Raw genomic sequence first — 20,923 nt, 5'->3', positions numbered from 1 at the left:
CGTGTGCAGCGTCAGCAGAATTGAGCAGAACTTGAGGTAACGATCCGGACCGCCGGTAGATCTTGCGGCCGCGGCGGGGGCGGGCCGCAAGATCAACTAAGGCTGGGCGGGTCAGCGGACGGCGTCGCCGATGCGGTGGACGCGGACGAGGTTGGTGGAGCCGGCGACGCCGGGGGGCGATCCGGCGGTGATCACGACGATGTCGCCGGGGACGCAGCGGCCGATGCGGAGCAGTTCTTCGTCGACCTGGGCGACCATCGCGTCGGTGGAGTCGACGTGGGGGCCGAGGAAGGTTTCGACGCCCCAGGTGAGGTTGAGCTGGGAGCGGGTGGCGGGGTCGGGGGTGAAGGCGAGGAGGGGGATGGGTGAGCGGTAACGGCTGAGGCGGCGGACGGTGTCGCCGCTCTGGGTGAAGGCGACGAGGAATTTGGCGCCGAGGAAGTCGCCCATTTCGGCGGCGGCGCGGGCGACGGCGCCGCCTTGGGTGCGGGGCTTGTTGCGGTCGGTGAGCGGGGGGAGGCCCTTGGCGAGGATGTCTTCTTCGGCGGCTTCGACGATGCGGGACATGGTGCGGACGGTTTCGACGGGGTATTTGCCGACGCTGGTTTCGCCGCTGAGCATGACGGCGTCGGTGCCGTCGATGACGGCGTTGGCGACGTCGGAGGCTTCGGCGCGGGTGGGGCGGGAGTTGTCGATCATCGAGTCGAGCATCTGGGTGGCGACGATGACGGGTTTGGCGTTGCGCTTGGCGAGTTTGACGGCGCGCTTCTGGACGATGGGGACTTGTTCGAGGGGCATTTCGACGCCGAGGTCGCCGCGGGCGACCATGATGCCGTCGAAGGCGGCGACGATGTCGTCGACGTTCTCGACGGCCTGGGGCTTTTCGATCTTTGCGATGACGGGGAGGCGTCGGCCTTCCTCGTCCATGATGCGGTGGACGTCTTCGATGTCGCGGCCGCTGCGGACGAAGGAGAGGGCGATGACGTCGGCGCCGGTGCGCAGGGCCCAGCGGAGGTCTTCGATGTCCTTGTCGGAGAGGGCGGGGACGGAGACGGCGACGCCGGGGAGGTTGAGTCCCTTGTGGTCGGAGACCATGCCGCCTTCGATGACGTGGGTGGTGACGCGGGGGCCGTCGACGGCGGTGACTTCGAGGGTGACGCGGCCGTCGTCGACGAGGATGCGTTCGCCGGGGGTGACGTCGGTGGCGAGGCCGGTGTAGGTGGTGGCGCAGGTGTGGCGGTCGCCTTCGATGTTTTCGACGGTGATGGTGAATTCGTCGCCGCGTTCAAGGAGTACGGGGCCTTCGCGGAAGCGGCCGAGCCGGATCTTCGGGCCTTGAAGGTCGGCGAGGATGCCGACGCTGTGGCCGGTTTCGTCGGATGCCTTGCGTACGCGGTGGTAGCGCTCCTCGTGCTCGGCGTAGGTGCCGTGGCTGAGGTTGAGGCGGGCGATGTCCATTCCGGCTTCGACCAGGGCTTTGATCTGGTCGTATGAGTCGGTGGCGGGGCCCAGGGTGCAGACGATTTTGGCTCGGCGCATGGGTCGAGCGTATGCCCCTACCGGGCAGTAGAAAACGGGATCGGAGTGTCTCCTCAACAACCTTTTGGTGAAAGGCTGTTGACAAGTCTCGAATGGTGGGCGGGGGTGCTCCGATGAGCACCCCCGCGGTGGGTTCGGGGGGTGGTGTGCGGGGGGGGGGTTCAGAGGCGGGGCGGGGTCATGGTGAAGCGGGCGTTGACGGAGGCGTAGACGGTCTGGCGTTCGGGTTCGAGGTCGAGGGCGGGGGCGGTTTCGGCGTCTTGGGCGAAGGCCATGCTGCGCATCATGCCGCCGGGTGCGGACATGGCCATGGGGCGGGCGTCTTCGGCGCCGAGGTCGGCGAGTTCGACGAGGGCGGCGAGTTCGGCGCCGAGGGCGGCGGCGTATTCGCGGGCGCGCTGGACGGCTTCGAGTACGGCTTGGCGGCGGGCGTCGCCGTGGGCGGGCGAGTCGGGACGCAGGGCCCACCAGGGTCCGTCGACGCTGGTGAGTTCGAGGTCGGCGAGGCGGGTGGTGAGTTCGCCGAGGGCGGTGAAGTCGCCGAGTTCGGCGGTGAGGTGGACGCGTCCGTGGTAGGCGCGGATGCGTTCGCCGCGGCCGTGGCGGGTGAGTTCGGGGGTGATGGAGAAGGTGCCGGTTTCGAGTTTTTCGACGGCTTCGCCGTAGCTTTTGACGAGTTCGAGGACGGCGGCGTTGCGGCGGGTGAGGTCGTCGAGTGCGGTGCGGCGGTCGGTGCCGCGGGCGCTGACGGTGATGCCGAGGCGGGCGATTTCGGGGTCGACTTCGATGCGGGCTTCGCCGCGGACGGCGACGCGGGGGACTTCGGGGGTGCCGTAGGGCTGGGGTGTGGGGTCCTGGGTCATGCGGTCCACTGTGGCATTCGGTGGGGGTGTGTGCCGGGTCACCGGATCCGAAAGCTGTCGGGGGTGTTGTGGCCGGTTGTGGCTGGGTCAGAATCTACGCGCGTTGTTTGGCCTCACAAGGGAGATGACATGCCGTTCGACCGTAGGACGTTTCTGGGCACATCGGCTGCGACGGGTGCTGCCGTGGCGCTGACGGGGGCTGTTGCGGCTCCTGCTGTTGCGGTTCCTGCTGCGGAGGTTCCCGCTGCGGGTGCGCGGCGGCGCCCGCACACGTATTCCTTCACGGTCATGGGCACGACGGATCTGCACGGGAACGTCTTCAACTGGGACTACTTCACGGACAGGGAGTTCGACGACAAGGCGCACAACGACGTGGGTCTGGCGAAGATCTCGACGCTGGTGAACCGGGTGCGTGCGGAGAAGGGGCGGCGGAACACGCTGCTGATCGATGCGGGTGACACGATCCAGGGCACGCAGTTGTCGTACTACTACGCCAAGGTGGATCCGATCACGGCGCGGCGTGGTCCGGTGCATCCGATGGCGCAGGCGATGAATGCGATCGGGTACGACGCGGCGGCGCTGGGGAACCACGAGTTCAATTACGGGATACCGGTGCTGCGGAAGTTCGAGGAGCAGTGTGATTTCCCGCTGCTGGGGGCGAACGCGCTGGATGCGAAGACGCTGCGGCCGGCGTTTGCGCCGTACAGCATGCACCGGCTGCGGACGCCGTGCGGGCGGGTGGTGAAGGTGGCGGTGCTGGGTCTGACGAATCCGGGGATCGCGATCTGGGACAAGCAGAACGTGCAGGGGAAGATGACGTTCCCGGGGCTGGAGGAGCAGGCGGCGAAGTACGTGCCGCGGCTGCGGTCGATGGGTGCGGACGTGGTGATCGTGTCGGCGCATTCGGGGTCGAGCGGTACGTCGTCGTACGGTGATCAGCTGCCGTACGTGGAGAACGCGGCGGGTCTGGTGGCGGAGCAGGTGCCGGGGATCGACGCGATCCTGGTGGGGCATGCGCATACGGAGATCCCGGAGTACCGGGTGAAGAACAGCGTGACGGGCAAGGACGTCGTGCTGTCGGAGCCGTTGAAGTGGGGGCAGCGGCTGACGCTGTTCGATTTCGAGCTGTCGTTCGCGCGGGGCCGTTGGTCGGTGGACCGGGTGTCGGCGTCGGTGCTGAACTCGAACACGGTGGAGGAGGACCCGAAGATCACGGGTCTGCTGGCGGACGAGCACCGCAAGGTGGTGGCGTACGTCAACCAGGTGATCGGGACGTCGACGGCGGCGATGGCGTCGGCGGAGGGTCCGGTGAAGGACGTGGCGATCATCGATCTGATCAACCACGTGCAGGCGGAGACGGTGAAGTCGGCGCTGGCGGGTACGGAGTGGGCGGCGCTGCCGGTGCTGTCGCAGGCGTCGTGTTTTTCGCGGACGGCGGCGATTCCGGCGGGGCAGGTGACGATCCGGGATGCGGCGGGTCTGTATCCGTTCGAGAACACGCTGGAGGCGCGGCTGCTGACGGGTGCGCAGCTGCGTGACTATCTGGAGTTCTCGGCGCGGTATTTCGTGCAGACGGCGGTGGGTGAGCCGGTGGATGCGGCGAAGCTGACGAATGCGGAGGGGACGCCGGACTACAACTACGACGCGGTGTACGGGTTGTCGTACGACATCGACATCGCGCGGCCGAGGGGGTCGCGGATCACGGGTCTGTCGTTCCGGGGGGTGCCGGTGGATCCGGCGGCGCAGTTCGTGCTGGCGGTGAACAACTACCGGGCTTCCGGTGGCGGGGCGTTCCCGCATGTGGCGGGGGCCCGGCAGTTGTGGGCGAATTCGGACGAGATCCGTAACACGATCATTGGTTGGGTGAAGGCGAAGGGGACGGTGGATCCGGCGGAGTTCGCGTCGGTGGACTGGCGGCTGACGCGGGCGGGTGTGCCGGTGTTCTAGGCGGGTTTTGTCTGTCAGGGGTGTTCGACGAGCGGGAGCAGTTCTCCGGTGGTGTGTGGCCGGGGCTGCTCCCGTTCGCGTAGGCCGAAGGTGGTGAAGGCGGTGCGGTCGGGGAGGGGGTAGGGCTCTTTGCCGGTGAGGGTGTTGAGGATGGCGGCGCTGCGGCAGGCGGTGAGGCCGAGGTCGGGGGCGCCGATGCCGTGGGTGTGGCGTTCGCCGTTCTGTACGTAGACGTTGCAGCCGGTGGCGGTGATGGCGGGGGCGAGGAGCATGCGGTAGCGGTCGTCGATGCGGGGGCGGCCGGAGGAGTCCTTGCGGATGTAGGGGTCGAGTCCGGCGAGGAGGCGGCCGAGGGGGCGTTCGCGGTAGCCGGTGGCGAGGACGACGGCGTCGGTGGTGATGCGGGAGCGGGTGCCCTGCTGGGTGTGTTCGAGGTGGAGTTCGACTTTGGTGGTGGCGACGCGGCCGGCGGTGCGGACGCGGACTCCGGGGGTGAGGACGGCGTCGGGCCAGCCGCCGTGGAGGGTGCGGCGGTAGAGCTCTTGGTGGATGGCGGCGATGGTGTCGGTGTCGATGCCTTTGTGGAGTTGCCATTGGGCGGGGATGAGGCGGTCGCGTACGGGTTCGGGGAGGGAGTGGAAGTAGCGGGTGTAGTCGGGGGTGAAGTGTTCGAGGCCGAGTTTGGAGTACTCCATGGGGGCGAAGGAGGGGGTGCGGGCGAGCCAGGTGAGGCGTTCGCGGCCGGCGGGGCGGGCGCGGAGGAGGTCGAGGAAGACTTCGGCGCCGGACTGGCCTGAGCCGATGACGGTGACGTGGTCGGCGGCGAGGATGCGGGCGCGGTGGTCGAGGTAGTCGGCGGAGTGGATGACGGGGACGGTGGGGGCGTCGGCGAGGGGGCGCAGGGGTTCGGGGACGTGGGGGGCGGTGCCGATGCCGAGGACGAGGTTGCGGGTGTAGCTGCGGCCGAGGGCTTCGGCTTCTCCGTCGGCGTCGAGTTGGGTGAAGTCGACTTCGAAGAGGGTGCGTTCGGGGTTCCAGCGGACGGCGTCGACTTGGTGGCCGAAGTGGAGTCCGGGGAGTCGTCCGGCGACCCAGCGGCAGTAGGCGTCGTATTCGGCGCGCTGGATGTGGAATTGCTCGGCGAAGTAGAAGGGGAAGAGGCGTTCTTTGTGCCTCAGGTAGTTGAGGAACGTCCAGGGGCTGGTGGGGTCGGCGAGGGTGACGAGGTCGGCGAGGAAGGGGACTTGGATGGTGGTGCCGTCGATGAGGAGTCCGGGGTGCCAGCGGAATTCTCGTCGCTGGTCGTAGAAGGCGGTGGCGGGGCCTCCTTCGCCGGGGCCGTGGGGCAGGCCGTGGGCGAGTGCGGCGAGGGAGAGGTTGGAGGGGCCGATGCCGATTCCTACGAGGTCGTGGGGGGTGTCGGGGTGGGCGGTCATCGGTGGGCGCTGCCTTCCAGGAGGGTCAGGAGGTCTTGGAGGTCCTCCGTGCCGGTGTGGGGGTTGAGGAGGGTGGCCTTGAGCCAGAGGCGGCCGTCTGCGGTGGCGCGGCCGAGGACGGCGCAGCCGTCGTGGAGGAGGGTGCGGCGCAGGGCGGCGACGTCGGTGTCGGGTGCGCCGGTGGGGCGGAAGAGGACGGTGGTGATGGTGGGTGGGGCGTGGAGTTCGAAGTGGGGGTGTGCGTCGATGAGGTCGGCGAAGTGGTGTGCGGTGGCGCAGGTGCGGTCGATGAGGTCGGCGAGTCCGTTGCGGCCGAGTGAGCGCAGGGTGGTGGCGATTTTGAGGATGTCGGGGCGGCGGGTGGTGCGCAGTGAGCGGCCGAGGAGGTCGGGGAGGCCGGCTTGGGTGTCGTCGGGGGCGTTGAGGTAGTCGGCTTGGTGGGCGAGGGGGGCGAGGAGGTGGTGGTGGGGGACGGTGAGGAGGCCGGCGGCGGCGGGTTGCCAGCCGAGTTTGTGGAGGTCGAGGGTGAGGGAGTGGGCGTGCCGGAGGCCTTCGACTTGGGGGTGGTGGCGGGGGCTGAAGGCGAGGAGGCCGCCGTAGGCGGCGTCGATGTGGAGTTCGGTGTGGTGGTGGGCGCAGACGGCGGCGATGTCTTCGAGGGGGTCGATGAGTCCGGCGTCGGTGGTTCCGGCGGTGGCGGCGACGAGGGTGGGGCCGGGCTGGTCGGTGAGGGCGCGGTGGAGGGTGGCGGGGTCGAGGGTGCCGGTGGGGGTGGGGAGGGTGAGGGGGGTGGGGAGGCCGAGGAGCCAGGCGGCGCGGGGCAGGGAGTGGTGGGCGTTGGCGCCGTGGACGAGGCGGACGGGGCCGTGGCGTTCGCGGGCGAGGAGGAGGGCGAGTTGGTTGGATTCGGTGCCGCCGGTGGTGATGAGGGCGTCGGCGTCGGGGGTGCCGTGGAGGTGGGTGGCGAGGGTGTGGGTGACGAGGGTTTCGAGGGCGGAGGCGGCGGGTGCCTGATCCCAGGAGTCGAGGGAGGGGTTGAGGCAGGAGGCGGCGAGGTCGGCTACGGCGGCGACGGCGAGCGGGGGGCAGTGGAGGTGGGCGAGGCAGTGGGGTTCTGCGGGGTCGGCGGCGCCTTCGGTGAGGGTGCGGACGACGGTGCGGAGTGCCTCGTGGTCGCCGGTGCCGTGGGCGGGGAGTGCGTCGCCGAGGGCGGTGCGTACGCGGGTGTCGACGGTGTCGGGGCCGCCGCGGGGCAGGGGGCCGCTGCGGGCGCGGGCTCCGGTGTGGAGGGCGTCGAGGAGGGTGTCGAGGAGGGGCCGCAGGGCCGCTGGGCCGGTGGTGCCGCCGGCGAGGGGCGGGGCGGGCGGCGGGGGGCCGGGCGGCGGTGTCATGCGGGTTCCTCAGGGGCTGTCCGGGAGCGGGGAGGGTTTGCTCCCGGACAGCTCAACGATCAGGCCCGAATGGGGTAACCGCCGCGGGTGGCCGGACCGGTGTGTTTCGGCCGCGGGCGGGCCGTGGGTGCGCCGTGCGTGCGGGCGTGCGGGCGTGCGCGTGGGGACGTGCGGGCGGCGCGGGCGGCGCGGGTCCCGGCGGGGTGGGGGCCGGGTGGGGTCAGCCGCCGGTGCGTACGCGCAGGGCGCGGGCGAGGTCGTCGAGCTGGTCGACGAGCTTGCGCCGCAGCGCGGGGATCATGTGGGTCTCCTTGAGGCAGTCGCGGCCGGTGGCGAGGGCTTCGGCGGTGACGGTGTGGGCGGGGAAGGCGTGGCGGCCGGCAGCTTCGGCGATGGCGGGGCCGCGGCGGTCGGCGAGTGCGACGGCGTCGCGGTAGTAGCGGTCGACGTACGGCTGGACGAGGTCGGCCTGCTCGGGCTGCCAGAAGCCCTGGGCGGTGGCGGTGAACAGGTAGTTGGAGAGGTCGTCGTGGGCGAACATGCGGTCCCAGGCGGCCTGCTTGGCCGTGGGGTCGGGCAGGGCGGCGCGGCAGCGGGCGGCGGCTTCCTGTCCGGTGGCGGTGGGGTCGGCTGCGAGTTCGGCGGCGATGGCGGTTTCGTCGGCGGCGCCGAGTACGCACAGGCGGGTGAGGATGCGCCAGCGCAGTTCGGGGTCGAGTTCGGGGCCGCCGGTGACGGTTCCGTCCTCGTACCAGGCGGCGATGGTGTCGGGCTGGGTGGCGCTGTCGATGAAGGTGCGGACGGCGGTCAGGCGCAGTCCGGGTGCTTCGCCGCTGCGCTTCGCTGCGCCTTGACTGCTGTTCCAGTCGTCGGAGGTCAAGCCCTCCGTGCGCCGGATGAGGGCGCGGGCGGCGGAGGTGATGAGGGCGAGGGCTGCGGGCCGGTCCCGGTCGGGGAGGTAACGGTCGGCGATCTGGGTGCGCGCGAAGCCGAGGACGCCCTGGACGATGGCGAGGTCGCTCTCCTGGGGGAGGTGGGTGTGGAGGGCTTCGAGGTGGGCGGTGGGGGCGAGGTCGCCGTCGCGGACCATGTCGCGCAGGGCGTTCCAGACGACGGCGCGGGTGAGGGGGTCGGGGAGGCCGGAGAGGCTGCGCAGTGCGGTGTCGGCGGAGTGTGCGTCGAAGCGGATCTTGGTGTAGGTGAGGTCGCGGTCGTTGGGGACGAGGAGTGCGGGGCGGGGGCCGACGGAGGAGATGACTTCGCCGGAGGGGATGTCCACGTCGAGGAGTTCGCGCAGTTCGAGGCGGTGTTCGCGGCCGGGTTCGGGGTCGTAGGCGCCGATGGCGATGCGGTGGGGGCGGTTGCCTTCGTGGGCGACGGTGAGGGTCCAGCCGCCGTCGGCTTCTTCGATGCGGGGGGTGAGGGTGTCGATGCCGGTGGTGCGCAGCCAGGTGTCGGCCCAGGCGTGGACGTCGCGGTCGGTGTGGGCGGCGAGGGAGTCGGTGAAGTCGGCGAGTGAGGCGTTGCCGAAGCGGTGGCGGGCGAAGTGGGTGTTGATGCCGGCGAGGAAGTCTTCTTCGCCGAGCCAGGTGACGAGCTGGCGGAGGGCGGAGGCGCCCTTGGCGTAGGAGATGCCGTCGAAGTTGAGGAGGGCGGCGGCGGTGTCGGGGACGGCGCCGGGGTCGGGGGCGACGGGGTGGGTGGAGGGGCGCTGGTCGGCGTCGTAGCCCCAGGCTTTGCGGGCGACGCCGAAGTCGGTCCAGGTGTCGGTGAAGCGGGTGGCTTCGAGGAGGGTCTGGTAGCCCATGTATTCGGCGAAGGACTCGTTGAGCCAGATGTCGTCCCACCAGCGCAGGGTGACGAGGTCGCCGAACCACATGTGGGCCATTTCGTGCGCGATGGTGACGGCGCGGGACTGGCGTTCGGTGTCGGTGACGGCGGAGCGGAAGACGTATTCGTCGCGGAAGGTCACCAGGCCGGGGTTCTCCATGGCGCCGGCGTTGAATTCGGGGACGAAGGCCTGGTCGTAGGAGTCGAAGGGGTACGGCTCGGTGAACTTCTGGTGGTAGCGGTCGAAGCAGGCGGTGGTGATGCCGAGGAGTTCGTCGGCGTCGGCGTCGAGGTGGGGGGCGAGGGAGCGGCGGCAGTGGATGCCGAAGGGGAGGCCGGCGTGTTCGGTGCGGATGCTGTGCCAGGGGCCTGCGGCGACGGCGGCGAGGTAGGTGGAGATGACGGGGGTTTCGGCGGCGGTCCAGGTGGCGGAGCCGTCGTCGTGGGTGGTGGTCTTCTCGGTGGTGCCGTTGGCGAGGACGGTCCAGCCTGCGGGGGCGGTGACGGTGATCGCGAATGCGGCTTTGAGGTCGGGCTGGTCGAAGGCGGCGTAGACGCGCTGGACGTCGTCGAGGAAGAGCTGTGTGTAGACGTACGTCTCGCCGTCGGTGGGGTCGGTGAAGCGGTGCATGCCCTCGCCGGTGTGCGAGTACCGCATGCGGGCTTCGATGCGGAGCTCGTGGGGGCCTTGGGTGAGGCCGGGGAGGGGCAGGCGCCCGGCGTCGAGGGTCCCGGGGTCGAGGGGGTGTCCGTCGAGGACGGCGGAGCGCAGTTCTTCCGGTTTCAGCTCCACGAAGGTGTCGCCGTCCGACCGGGCGGTGAACCGGATGACGGTGGTGGAGTGGAAGGTCTCGTCGCCGGTGGTGAGATCGAGGTCGATCGCGTAGCGGTGGACGTCGAGGAGCTGTGCTCGGAGCTGCGCTTCGTTGCGCGTCAGTGCGGACATGGGCCCCATGCTGCCTGATGGGGGCCGGTGGCTTAAGGGGTCTGGTCTTCGCCCGCAGCGATCGTCTCGTGGTGGCGGATGACCTCGGCGATGATGAAGTTGAGGAGCTTCTCGGCGAAGGCCGGGTCGAGCTTGGCGCTCTCGGCGAGCTGGCGGAGCCGGGCGATCTGGTTGGCTTCGCGGCCGGGGTCGGCCGGGGGCAGGTGGTGGCGGGCCTTGAGGTGGCCGACCTGCTGGGTGGCCTTGAAGCGCTCGGCGAGCATGTGGACCACGGCTGCGTCGATGTTGTCGATGCTGTCGCGCAGCCGTGCCAGTTCGGCTCGGACGCCCTCGTCGATGTCGCTGTTGTTCATGAGGTGTGAGCTTAGTCGGCCGGGCCCGGTCGGATCGTCGTTTGATCGGACGGTGAGACGGCTCACGGGGGTCACAGCGGGAGGACGGCGGTGACGAGCCAGCCGCCTTCGGGGGCCGGGCCGGCGGTGAGGGTGCCGCCCAGGGCTTCGGCGCGTTCGGTCATGCCGGCGAGGCCGAAGCCGCCGCCGCGGGCCTGGTCGGAGAGGCGGGCGGGGCGGCCGCCGCCGTCGGCGATGCGGATTTCCAGGCCGGCGGGGACGGTGCGCAGGCCGATGCGTACGGCGGTGGCGGTGGCGGCGTGTTTGGTGATGTTGGTGAGGGCTTCGAGGACGATGCGGTGGGCGGTGGCGGCGACGTCGCCGGGGATCTTCGTCTCGAGGTCTTGTTCGAGGTAGAGGGCGACGGGTGGTCCGGTGGTGGTGAAGCGGTCGGCGAGGTCGCGGATCTGGGCGAGTCCGGCGACGGGGGTGGTGCCGGCGGTCGTGTCGTTCTCGCGCAGGACGCGGACGAGGCGGCGCATGGAGCCGAGGGCTTCGTCTCCGGCGGTTTCGATGCGGGCGAGGATCTCTTCGGCGCGTTCGGCGGTGACGTGGGTGAAGCGGGCGGCGCGGGCTTCGACGACGATGCCGGTGACGTGGTGGGCGACGAGGTCGTGGAGTTCGCGGGCGAGTTCGAGGCGTTCGGCGGTGCGGACGGCGCGGACCTCGCGGTGGCGCTGGACGGCTTGGAGGCGCAGGAGCAGGGAGTAGGCGCCGACGACGACGGTGAGGACGGAGAAGAGGAGGGTGAAGCGGCCGGGGTCGGTGTCGCGTACGGGTACGGCCATGCAGCCGAGGCCGAGGAGGGGGCCGAGGACGGCGGCGGTGCGGGCGGGGGCGTGCAGGAGGACCTGGCTGAGGAGGACGAGGAGGGCGAGGGCTTCGCCGCCGCCCCAGACGACGATGGGGTGGTTGCCGAAGATCAGCAGGCAGGTGGCGGTCCAGGTGACGGCGGCGGCGAACCGGGCGCGGGCGAGCAGGGGGGTGTGCGGCCAGGGCGCGGCGGCGAGGCAGACGAGGATGCCGGAGCACCAGACGACGGCGTGGGGGGTGCTGGGCCGGCGGGCGAGGACGACGCCTTCGAAGGTGACGAGGCTGAGGAGGGCCAGGGAGAGGGTGAGGCGGATGCAGTCGGCGGCGCGGGGGTGCCGTCGGGCCCAGCCGGCGAGGGGGCTCACTGTGCGGCCCGGTGGCCGGGGGCAGGGGTGGGGGCGGGCGTCACGGGGTGCTCGCGGCGAGTCCGCTCTCCCAGGCCCAGGCGGCGATCTCGACGCGGTTGCGGGCGTCGAGCTTGGCCTGCACGTTCGCGAGGTGGGTTTTGACGGTGGACAGGGATACGTAGAGTTCCGCGGCGATCTCGGCGTTGGTCATGCCGCGGGCCAGGCAGCGTACGACGTCCCGCTCGCGTTCGGTGAGGGGTTCGGCGGGGCGGCGGGCGGCTGCCGCGGCGAGGGTGCGGGGGGCCATTTCGCGCAGCAGGCGGACGGTGATGGCGGGTGAGACGAGGGAGTCGCCGACGGCCGCGGCGCGGACCGCCTCAACCAGCATGGCGGGGCTCGCGTCCTTGAGGAGGAAGCCGGACGCGCCGCCGTGGAGGGCGGCGTGGACGTATTCGTCGAGGTCGAAGGTGGTGACGATCACGATGCGGGGTGCCGGGCGGCCGGCCAGGCGCCGGGTGACTTCCAGGCCGTCGAGCCGGGGCATCCGGATGTCGAGGAGGAGCACGTCGGGCCGGTGGGTTTCGACGGCTTCGAGTGCGGCCTGGCCGTCGACGACGTCGGCGAGCACTTCGATGTCGGGCTGGCTCTCCAGGATCATCCGGAATCCGGTTCTGACCATGTCCTGGTCGTCCGCGATGACCACGGTGATCGTCATGCGCTGCCTGTCCCTGTGTCGCCCGCCGGTCTGTCCTTCCCATGGGACCGGGGCGCCGGGTGGCCCGCAACCGCAGAGCGGGCCGCTGGGAGGGGTCAGCGGGGCCGGGTCGCAAGGGTGCCGGCTGCGCGCTGTCCCTGCCGGGGTTGGGGCGGCGGGGGCAGGTGTGCCTCCCCCTTCCGGCCGGTTCGGTACCGGCCGGAAGGGGGAGGCGTACGGGTCCGTCAGGGCGGGCGGCGCGCGGGGGCGCGGGAGGGGTCGCGGCCGTCGTCCCGGCGGTCACCGCGGGGGCGGGCCGGGGTGTGGATCACATCCCGGCGGCTGCGGACCTGATCGCGGAGGCGAAGGTGGAGACCTCCGTGTAGACGCCGGGGTAGTCGGGCCGGGCGCAGCCTTCGCCCCAGCTGACGATGCCGACCTGGATCCAGGCGCCGGCGTTGTCGCGGCGGAACATGGGTCCGCCGGAGTCGCCCTGGCAGGTGTCGACGCCGCCCTCGTCGAGGTATCCGGCGCAGATCTCCTCGCCGGGGATCAGGGAGCTGCCGTACGCGCCCTGGCAGTCGGCGTCGGAGACGAAGGGGACGGTGGCCTTGAGCAGGTAGCGCTGCTGCGCGCCGCCTTCGCGGGCGGCGCCCCAGCCCGCGACGGTGAAGGTGCCGTTGTTGTACTGCGTGGTGTCGGCGATCTGGAGGGTGGGCAGGTTGATGGGCTGGGCGAGTTTGATGAGGGCCCAGTCCTTGCCGCTGCCGTTGTAGCCGGGGGCGCGCAGGACCTTGGTGGACCTGACCTTGATGGCGCTGCTGCTGCGCAGGTCGACGACGCCGGCGGTGGCGGTGATGGAGGTGTTGGGGCCGGAGCTGCCGACGCAGTGGGCGGCGGTGAGGACGATGGTCGAGGTGTAGAGGGAGCCGCCGCAGCCCATGGAGAGGCGGACCATGAAGGGGAACTCGCCCTGGGCGGCGCGGACGCCTCCGACGACGGGTGCGGGGGCGGCGCCGGCGCCGGTGGTCTGGAGGCTGACGGCGGCGAGGACTACGGCGCCGACGGCGAGGGTGCGCTTGAGGGCGCGGGCGAGGGTGTTCCGTTTCCGCTGCGCGATTTTGGACAGCACAGTCAACACACTGCCTTTCGTGGGGGGTTGGGCGTGCGTTTGGCGTGTCCATGTCACATCACGAGGTGCCGTTCGAACAAGAACGCGTTTTCGGCCAACTTGCGGTGAGGGAGCCGGCATGACGGACGAAGCAGCGCGCGGCGGCCCGGTCGCGCACGGATTTCCGCACCTGGACACGGTGCGCAGCGCCGTCACCGCGCTGTACCGCAGGCTGTCCGCCGACGGGATCCGGGCGTACGCCCCCGCCTTCGCCCCGGCGGACGCGGCCTTCACGGACGAGGACGACCTGCACCTGGGGGCCCAGCGGGTGGCCCGGGCGCTGGTGCAGCAGCTCCGGCTGCCCGACGCCCGCATGATCGTCAGCTTCCGGCCGATGGAGCATGCGGCGAGCGTCGAACTGGCCGCCGGTCCGGAGTACTTCATCGAGGTCAACGACCGGTTCCGCAACCACCGCCGGGACCTCGCGGCGGCCCTGGCGCACGAGATCACGCACGTCCTGCTGCACCGGCTGGACCTGGCCTTCCCGGGGACCGGCGCCAACGAGATCCTGACCGACACCGCCGCCGCCTACCTCGGCGCGGGCTGGCTGCTGCTGGACGCGTACCGCGAGGACGCGCTCTCGCTGCAGAAGCTCGGCTACCTGACCCCCGAGGAGTTCGGGTACGTCCTGGCCAGGCGGGCCATGGTGTTCGGCGAGGACCCGGCGGTCGCGTTCACCAGCCCGCAGGCGTACGAGGCGTACGCGCGCGGGCGCGACGAGGCGCGCCGGGACTTCCGCCGGGCCCCGCTGGCCGCGGCCGGCACGCTGGAGCGGCGCCGCTACGCGCGGGCCCGGCGCGCCGCCTCCGCGGGGGCCCGGGGCGGCTCGAACCGGCACGGACCCCCGGCCCCGTACCGGTTCGAGCCCGGCGGTGACGGGCCCGGCGGGCAGCGGGTGAACTTCCCCTGCCCGGTGTGCGGCCAGCGGCTGCGGGTCTCGGTGCGCGGCCGCCTGCGGGTGCGGTGCGCGCTGTGCCACACGGTGCTGGACTGCGACACCTGAGGGCCACCGGGGATTCCGGACAACATGATGGCTCGACTCCGGTTCAGTGGGTGGCCGGTGTGGGTAGGAAGCACGTGTCGCACGAGTTCACGGATCCGGGCCCGACCTCCCGCCAGGGGGCCGGGCCCGGATCCGTTCCCGCTGCGTCTACGACGCCCCGTACGCGCGCAGCGGGGGTGCGGCCGCGGCGAGGAGCTTGAGGGTGGCCTCGCCCGCCTCCGCCGGGGTCCAGCGGGCGCCGCGGTCGGCCGTCGGGCCCGGGTGCCAGCCCTCCATCACCGTGATCCGGCCCGCCTCGACCTCGAAGACCCGGCCCGTGACCCCGGCCGACGCGGCCGAGCCCAGCCACACCACCAGCGGGGAGACGTTCTGCGGGGCCATCGCGTCGAAGGCGCCCGGCTGCGGCGCCGCCATCGTCTCCGCGAAGGTCCGCTCCGTCATCCGGGTCCGGGCGGCCGGTGCGATGGCGTTGACCTGGACGCCGTAGCGGGCCGTCTCCGCCGCCGCGACCAGCGTCAGGCCCAGGACCCCCGCCTTGGCCGCGCTGTAGTTGCCCTGGCCGACCGAGCCCAGCAGGCCGGCTCCGGAGGAGGTGTTGACCACCCGGGCCGCAGCCTGCCTGCCCGCCTTCGCCTCGGCGCGCCACCACGCCGCCGCGTACTTGAACGGCAGGAAGTGCCCCTTGAGGTGGACCCGCATCACCGCGTCCCAGTCGTCCTCGCCGAGGTTCACGAGCATGCGGTCGCGCAGGAAGCCCGCATTGTTGACGAGGGTGTCCAGCCGGCCGAACTCCCCCACCGCGCAGTCGACCAGCGAGGAGGCGCCGCCGGCGGTCGCGATGTCCCCGCCGTGCGCCACGGCCTGCCCTCCCCCGGCCCGGATCTCGTCCACGACCCGCGCCGCGGGGCCGTCCGCCGCCGGGGCGCCGTCGAGGCCCACGCCCAGGTCGTTGACCACGACCTTCGCGCCCTCCGCCGCGAAGGCCAGGGCGTGGGCCCGGCCCAGGCCCCGGCCCGCGCCCGTCACGACCACCACGCGCCCGTCACAGATTCCGGTCATGTCAGCTCTCCTTGTTCGCCGTTGCCGCATCCAGGAACGCCGGGCGCTCCCCGCCCCCGTGTACGAGCAGGCTGGCCCCGCTCACGTAGGCCGCCCGGTCCGAGGCCAGGAACACCGCCGCCTCCCCCACGTCGGACGGCTCGGCGAGCCGCCCCAGGGGCACCGTCCGGCCCACTGCCGCGACTCCGGCCGCGTCGCCGTAGTGCAGGTGCGAGAGCTCGGTGCGCACCATGCCGAGGACGAGGGTGTTGACCCGCACCTCCGGGGCCCATTCCACCGCCATCGAGCGGGCCAGGTTCTCCAGTCCGGCCTTGGCCGCCCCGTAGGCCGCGCTGCCCGGCGAGGGGCGGGTGCCGCTGACGCTGCCGATCATGACGACCGAGCCGCGGGCCGCGCGCAGGTGTGCGTACGCGGCGAGGGACGCGGTGAGCGGGGCGACCAGGTTCAGGTCGACCACGCGCGCGTGCCGCTGCGCGTCGCCCTCGCCGAGCAACCGGTACGGCGTCCCGCCGGCGTTGTTGACCAGGCAGTCCAGCCGCCCCCAGCGGGCCGCGACCTGCCCGAAGACGTCCTCGACGGCGTCAGGGTCGCGCAGGTCGAGGGGCAGGTGGACGGCCGTGCGGCCACCGCTCTCGACCGGCGTGTCGGGCGGTCTGCGGGCGCACAAGGCGACCTGCGCACCGGCCGCGAGGAACGACCGTGCGATGCCGGCGCCGACACCCCGGGTGCCGCCGGTGACGACGACGACCCTCCCGTCCAGCTCCATGGGCTGCTACCTTCCACCTAACAAATGTTTGGTGGAAAGGTAGCTGATCCGCTCATGGGTGTCTCCACCTCCCGCCCCGACAAGGGCGTCGCCGTCGTCACCGTCGACTTCCCGCCCGTCAACGCGCTCCCCGTACGGGGCTGGTACGACCTCGCCGACGCCCTGCGCGCGGCCGGGCGCGATCCCGAGGTCCGCTGCGTGGTGCTGGCCGCCGAGGGCCGCGGCTTCAACGCCGGCGTCGACATCAAGGAGATGCAGCACGATCCCGGCCACGGCTCCCTCCTCGGCGCCAACCGCGGCTGTTACGAGGCCTTCGCCGCGGTGTACGAGTGCGAGGTCCCGGTCGTCGCGGCCGTGCAGGGGTTCTGCCTGGGCGGCGGCATCGGCCTGGCCGGCAACGCCGACGCGATCGTCGCGAGCGACGACGCCGTCTTCGGGCTGCCGGAGCTGGACCGCGGCGCCCTCGGCGCCGCCACCCACCTGGCCCGCCTGGTCCCCCAGCACCTGATGCGCGCCCTCTACTACACCTCGCGCACGGCGACCGCGGCCGAGCTGCACGCGCACGGCTCGGTGTGGAAGGTCGTGCCCCGGGCGGCGCTGGCCGCCGCCGCCCTGGAGCTCGCCGCCGAGATCGCGCAGAAGGACGGCTCACTGATCCGGCTGGCCAAGGCCGCCATCAACGGCATCGACCCGGTGGACGTGCGCCGCAGCTACCGCTTCGAGCAGGGCTTCACCTTCGAGGCCAACCTCAGCGGGGTGGCCGACCGCGTCCGCAGCACCTTCGGCACGCCCAAGGAGGAAGCGCAGCCGTGACCGACACCCCCGATACGACCGGCACCCCCGGCACCCCCGATACGAGCGGTACGAGGGGTACGGCCGCCGCAGCCGACAAGGTGATGACCCCCGACGAGGTGGCCGGACGGCTGCGCAGCGGCATGACCCTCGGCATCGGCGGCTGGGGCTCCCGGCGCAAGCCGATGGCCCTGGTGCGGGCGCTGCTCCGCTCCGCGGTCACCGATCTCACCGTCGTCTCGTACGGCGGCCCCGACGTGGGCCTGCTGGCCGCCGCCGGCCGGATCCGCCGGCTCGTGGCCCCCTTCGCCACGCTCGACTCGATCCCCCTGGAGCCGAACTTCCGGGCCGCCCGCGAGAGCGGTGCGTTCGCGCTGACCGAGCTCGACGAGGCGATGTTCATGTGGGGCCTGCACGCAGCCGCCAACCGGCTGCCGTTCCTGCCCGTCCGGGCGGGCCTCGGCTCCGACGTACTGCGCGTCAACCCGCAGCTGAGGACCGTACGCTCCCCCTACGAGGACGGCGAGGAGCTCGTGGCCGTGCCCGCGCTGCGCATGGACGCCGCGCTCGTGCACCTCAACCGCGCCGACCGCCTCGGCAACGGCCAGTACCTGGGCCCGGACCCGTACTTCGACGACCTGTTCTGCGAGGCGGCCGACACCGCGTACGTCTCCTGCGAGCAGATCGTCGAGACCGCCGAGCTGACCAAGGACGCCGCCCCGCAGACCCTGCTGGTCAGCCGGCACTCCGTCACCGGCGTGGTCGAGACGCCGCGCGGCGCGCACTTCACCTCCTGCGCGCCCGACTACGGACGCGACGAGGCCTTCCAGAAGCTGTACGCGACCACGCCCTGGGCGGAGTTCGCCGGCCGCTTCCTGTCCGGCGCGGGCGAGCGCGACTACCAGTGCGCCGTACAGGCCTGGCACGAGGAGCAGAAGTGACCGGACCCCACAGCGGTGTGCAGGCCCCGACCCGTGCCGAGTACTGCGTGATCGCCTGCGCCGAGGCCTGGCGCGGCGACGGCGAGGTCCTCGCCAGCCCCATGGGCCTGATCCCGTCCGTCGGCGCCCGGCTGGCCAGGCGCACCTTCTCCCCCGGCCTGCTGCTGACCGACGGCGAGGCGCTGCTGGTCGGGCCGGACGGGTCGGCCGAGGGCTGGCTGCCGTACCGCCGGCACCTGGCCATGGTGACCGGCGGACGGCGGCACGTGATGATGGGCGCCAGCCAGATCGACCGGTTCGGCAACCAGAACATCTCCTGCATCGGGGACTGGGAGCGGCCCGCGCGGCAGCTGCTGGGCGTGCGCGGGGCGCCGGTCAACACCCTCAACAACCCGGTCAGTTACTGGGTTCCCCGGCACTCCCGCCGGGTGTTCGTGGAGCGCGTCGACATGGTCAGCGGGGTGGGGTACGACCGGGCCGCCGCGGCCGGGCCGTCCGCGACGCGCTTCCACCGGCTGCCCCGGGTGGTCAGCGACCTCGGCGTCTTCGACTTCGCGACCCCCGACCGCTCGATGCGGCTGGCGTCGGTGCACCCGGGGGTGACCGTGGAGCAGGTCCAGGAGGCGACCGGCTTTGCGCTCGCGGTCGACGTCGAGGTGCCGTACACGCGTGATCCCAGCCCGGCCGAGCTGCGGCTGATCCGCGAGGAGCTCGATCCGAAGGGCCTGCGCGACCGGGAAGTGCGGGCCTGATGGAGACCGCGCTCACCAGGCTGGTCGGGGTCGAGCACCCCGTCGTGCAGACCGGGATGGGCTGGGTGGCCGGGCCCCGCCTGGTCTCGGCGACCGCCCACGCCGGCGCGCTGGGCATCCTGGCGTCGGCGACGATGACCCTGGAGCAGCTTCGGGCGGCCGTACGGGAGGTCAAGTCGCGTACGGATGCGCCGTTCGGGGTCAATCTGCGGGCCGATGCCGGCGACGCGGCCGAGCGGGTGCGGCTGATCGTCGACGAGGGCGTGAAGGTGGCGTCGTTCGCACTGGCGCCGTCGAAGGAGCTGATCTCCCGGCTCAAGGACGCGGGCGTGGTCGTCATCCCCTCGGTCGGAGCGCGCCGGCACGCGGAGAAGGTCGCCGCGTGGGGTGCGGACGCGGTGATCGTGCAGGGCGGCGAGGGCGGCGGCCACACCGGGGACGTGGCGACGACCGTGCTGCTTCCGCAGGTGGTGGACGCCGTGGACATCCCGGTGGTCGCGGCGGGCGGCTTCCACGACGGCCGCGGGCTGGTGGCGGCGCTGGCGTTCGGCGCCGCGGGGGTCGCGATGGGCACGCGCTTCCTGCTCACCTCCGACTCGACGGTGCCGGACGCGGTCAAGGCGCGCTATCTGGCCGCGGGCGTCCGGGACGTCACGGTCACCACGGCCGTCGACGGGCTGCCCCACCGGATGCTGCGCACCGAGCTGGTCGCGTCCCTGGAGCGGGCGGGCCGCACCCGGGCGCTGGCCCGTGCGGTGCGGCACGCGGCGGCCTTCCGGCGGGTCTCGGGCCTGACGTGGGCCGCGATGATCCGCGACGGGCTCGCGATGAAGCACGGCAAGGACCTGTCGTGGAGCCAGGTCCTGCTGGCGGCCAACACCCCCATGCTCCTCAAGGCGTCCATGGTCGAGGGCCGTACGGACCTCGGAATCATGGCATCGGGCCAGGTCGCGGGGGTGATCGAGGATCTCCCGTCCTGCGCGGAGCTCGTCGCCCGCGTCATGGCCGAGGCACAGCACGCGCTGGAAGAACTGCACGCGACCGCCACCCTGCCACCACCAGGGTGATCCCCTTCTCCGCCACAGGAGTCGCCCAGATGAGCCGTGTAAGAAACCGCCTGGCGACCGGAGTCCTCGTCTCCGTCCTCGCCGTCGGCGCCCTGCCCGCCTCCGCGCACGCGGAGGCCGCTCCCTCCCGGCCGGCCGCCGCCCCGGCCGGAACCGCCGCCGGCCGGCAGCACCGGCCCGCGGCGAGCGAAACGATCCAGCGGATACCGCTCCAGGGCGCGGTCAACGTCCGCGACCTGGGCGGCTACCGCACGTACACCGGCGGTCAGGTCCGCCGGGGCGTGGTGTACCGCGCGGATGCGCTGTCCAAGCTGACCGAGGCGGACGTCGCCGCGGTCGCCGGTCTCGGCCTCACGAAGGTCGTCGACTTCCGCATCGCGATGGAGGTGCAGTACGACGGTGCGGACCGGCTGCCCGCGGGCCTGGCCGTGACCGCCCGTCCGGTGAGCGACCTGGGCCTGTTCGGGACGCTGGTCACCGCGATCGGCAGCGGGGACCCGGTCCGGCAGGAGGCCATGCTCGGCAACGGCCGCGCCGAGGCCTACATGCGCGACATCTACCGCACGTTCGTCACGGACCCCGCGAACCGGGCGCAGTTCGCGGCGACGCTGCGGGAGCTGGCGGAGGGACCGCGGGGCCCGCTGCTCTACCACTGCACGTCGGGCAAGGACCGTACCGGCTGGATGAGTTACGTCCTGCTGCGCGCCCTGGCCGTCCCGACGGCCTCGGCGGAGCAGGACTACCTGGCCTCGAACACCTTCCGCGCCGCGTACGACGCGAAGGTCCGCGAGGGGCTGAAGCTGTCGGGCCGGATGCAGAATCCGGATCTGCTGATCCCGCTGCAGGAGGTCCGCCGGGACTACCTGGGCGCGGCGACGGCGCAGCTGGAGGCGGACTACGGCAGTTTCTACGGGTACCTGAGCGAGGGGCTCGGCCTGGACCTGCGGACGCTGGCGCGGCTCCAGGAGCGGCTGGTGCGCTAGGGAGTGGCGTCAAAGTGGGTCGTCCGCCCGGAGGGCGGGGCCGACGGGGTCCGGTGCGTGCGATCGCAAGGCGGAGTGCCGCTGCGGACAGGGGCGGGGCCGGGAACGGCGGAGGGCCCGGGGGGGGGGGGGGGGGGGGGGGGGGGGGGGGGCGGGGGGCCCCTCCTGTGGGGGCACGGAAGGAGGGCTTC

At 72.2% G+C, this 20,923-nt stretch carries 18 protein-coding genes; 7 read left to right on the top strand and 11 right to left on the bottom strand.

What is annotated here, in order from left to right:
• Positions 1-111: 111 nt before the first annotated feature.
• A complete protein-coding gene (pyk, locus tag ACZ7H1_RS17795; protein ID WP_470787677.1) occupies positions 112-1,539 on the bottom strand; it encodes a pyruvate kinase in 1,428 nt (475 codons plus the stop codon).
• 161 nt (positions 1,540-1,700) lie between these two features.
• The gene (locus ACZ7H1_RS17790; protein WP_470787676.1) at positions 1,701-2,402 is read right to left on the bottom strand and encodes an SIMPL domain-containing protein; all 702 of its coding nucleotides are present in this window, start codon (positions 2,400-2,402) and stop codon (positions 1,701-1,703) included.
• 129 nt (positions 2,403-2,531) lie between these two features.
• On the opposite strand from ACZ7H1_RS17790, the gene ACZ7H1_RS17785 reads away from it, so the two are divergent.
• Positions 2,532-4,349, top strand: a complete 1,818-nt coding sequence (locus ACZ7H1_RS17785) for a bifunctional metallophosphatase/5'-nucleotidase (protein WP_470787675.1) — start codon at positions 2,532-2,534, stop codon at positions 4,347-4,349.
• Positions 4,350-4,363: 14 nt separating this feature from the next.
• Here the strand turns inward: ACZ7H1_RS17785 and ACZ7H1_RS17780 are convergent, their stop codons facing one another.
• From ACZ7H1_RS17780 to ACZ7H1_RS17750, 7 genes are all read right to left on the bottom strand, one after another.
• Complete coding sequence (locus tag ACZ7H1_RS17780) at positions 4,364-5,785, bottom strand: lysine N(6)-hydroxylase/L-ornithine N(5)-oxygenase family protein (protein ID WP_470787674.1); 1,422 nt, start codon at positions 5,783-5,785, stop codon at positions 4,364-4,366.
• On the bottom strand, positions 5,782-7,176 hold the full coding sequence (locus tag ACZ7H1_RS17775) for a pyridoxal phosphate-dependent decarboxylase family protein (protein ID WP_470787673.1): 1,395 nt from the start codon (positions 7,174-7,176) through the stop codon (positions 5,782-5,784). The genes ACZ7H1_RS17780 and ACZ7H1_RS17775 overlap by 4 nt, the downstream gene beginning before the upstream one ends.
• 220 nt (positions 7,177-7,396) lie before the next feature.
• Positions 7,397-9,961 carry an aminopeptidase N gene (pepN, locus tag ACZ7H1_RS17770; RefSeq protein WP_470787672.1) on the bottom strand — a complete coding sequence of 855 codons (2,565 nt, stop codon included), beginning with the start codon at positions 9,959-9,961 and terminating at the stop codon, positions 7,397-7,399.
• 23 nt (positions 9,962-9,984) lie between these two features.
• Complete coding sequence (locus ACZ7H1_RS17765) at positions 9,985-10,305, bottom strand: chorismate mutase (RefSeq protein WP_470787670.1); 321 nt, start codon at positions 10,303-10,305, stop codon at positions 9,985-9,987.
• 71 nt (positions 10,306-10,376) lie between these two features.
• On the bottom strand, positions 10,377-11,522 hold the full coding sequence (locus ACZ7H1_RS17760; protein ID WP_470787668.1) for a sensor histidine kinase: 1,146 nt from the start codon (positions 11,520-11,522) through the stop codon (positions 10,377-10,379).
• Positions 11,523-11,562: 40 nt separating this feature from the next.
• A complete protein-coding gene (locus ACZ7H1_RS17755) occupies positions 11,563-12,219 on the bottom strand; it encodes a response regulator (protein WP_470787667.1) in 657 nt (218 codons plus the stop codon).
• 307 nt (positions 12,220-12,526) lie between these two features.
• Entirely contained in the window at positions 12,527-13,339 is an 813-nt protein-coding gene (locus ACZ7H1_RS17750; RefSeq protein ID WP_470787665.1) for a serine protease, read from the bottom strand.
• 109 nt (positions 13,340-13,448) lie between these two features.
• Between ACZ7H1_RS17750 and ACZ7H1_RS17745 the strand changes: the two genes are divergently transcribed.
• Complete coding sequence (locus ACZ7H1_RS17745) at positions 13,449-14,372, top strand: hypothetical protein (protein ID WP_470787663.1); 924 nt, start codon at positions 13,449-13,451, stop codon at positions 14,370-14,372.
• 147 nt (positions 14,373-14,519) lie between these two features.
• Here the strand turns inward: ACZ7H1_RS17745 and ACZ7H1_RS17740 are convergent, their stop codons facing one another.
• Entirely contained in the window at positions 14,520-15,431 is a 912-nt protein-coding gene (locus ACZ7H1_RS17740) for an SDR family oxidoreductase (protein WP_470787662.1), read from the bottom strand.
• Position 15,432: 1 nt separating this feature from the next.
• Complete coding sequence (locus ACZ7H1_RS17735) at positions 15,433-16,197, bottom strand: SDR family oxidoreductase (protein ID WP_470787660.1); 765 nt, start codon at positions 16,195-16,197, stop codon at positions 15,433-15,435.
• A gap of 54 nt (positions 16,198-16,251) precedes the next feature.
• On the opposite strand from ACZ7H1_RS17735, the gene ACZ7H1_RS17730 reads away from it, so the two are divergent.
• The 5 genes from ACZ7H1_RS17730 to ACZ7H1_RS17710 all read left to right on the top strand — a co-directional run bounded on the left by ACZ7H1_RS17730 (position 16,252) and on the right by ACZ7H1_RS17710 (position 20,732).
• Positions 16,252-17,010 (top strand): enoyl-CoA hydratase family protein, encoded by a 759-nt coding sequence (locus tag ACZ7H1_RS17730; protein WP_470787658.1) that lies wholly within the window; start codon positions 16,252-16,254, stop codon positions 17,008-17,010.
• An 83-nt stretch (positions 17,011-17,093) separates the two neighbouring features.
• Positions 17,094-17,930, top strand: a complete 837-nt coding sequence (locus tag ACZ7H1_RS17725) for a CoA transferase subunit A (RefSeq protein ID WP_470787937.1) — start codon at positions 17,094-17,096, stop codon at positions 17,928-17,930.
• Entirely contained in the window at positions 17,927-18,682 is a 756-nt protein-coding gene (locus ACZ7H1_RS17720) for a CoA-transferase subunit beta (RefSeq protein WP_470787656.1), read from the top strand. The genes ACZ7H1_RS17725 and ACZ7H1_RS17720 overlap by 4 nt, the downstream gene beginning before the upstream one ends.
• Positions 18,682-19,749 (top strand): NAD(P)H-dependent flavin oxidoreductase, encoded by a 1,068-nt coding sequence (locus ACZ7H1_RS17715; protein WP_470787654.1) that lies wholly within the window; start codon positions 18,682-18,684, stop codon positions 19,747-19,749. The genes ACZ7H1_RS17720 and ACZ7H1_RS17715 overlap by 1 nt, the downstream gene beginning before the upstream one ends.
• A 29-nt stretch (positions 19,750-19,778) precedes the next feature.
• A complete protein-coding gene (locus tag ACZ7H1_RS17710) occupies positions 19,779-20,732 on the top strand; it encodes a tyrosine-protein phosphatase (protein ID WP_470787652.1) in 954 nt (317 codons plus the stop codon).
• Positions 20,733-20,923: the final 191 nt, after the last annotated feature.

This window comes from Streptomyces sp. NPDC037401 (genome assembly GCF_055602345.1).
This window is presented reverse-complemented; position numbering and strand designations above follow the sequence as displayed.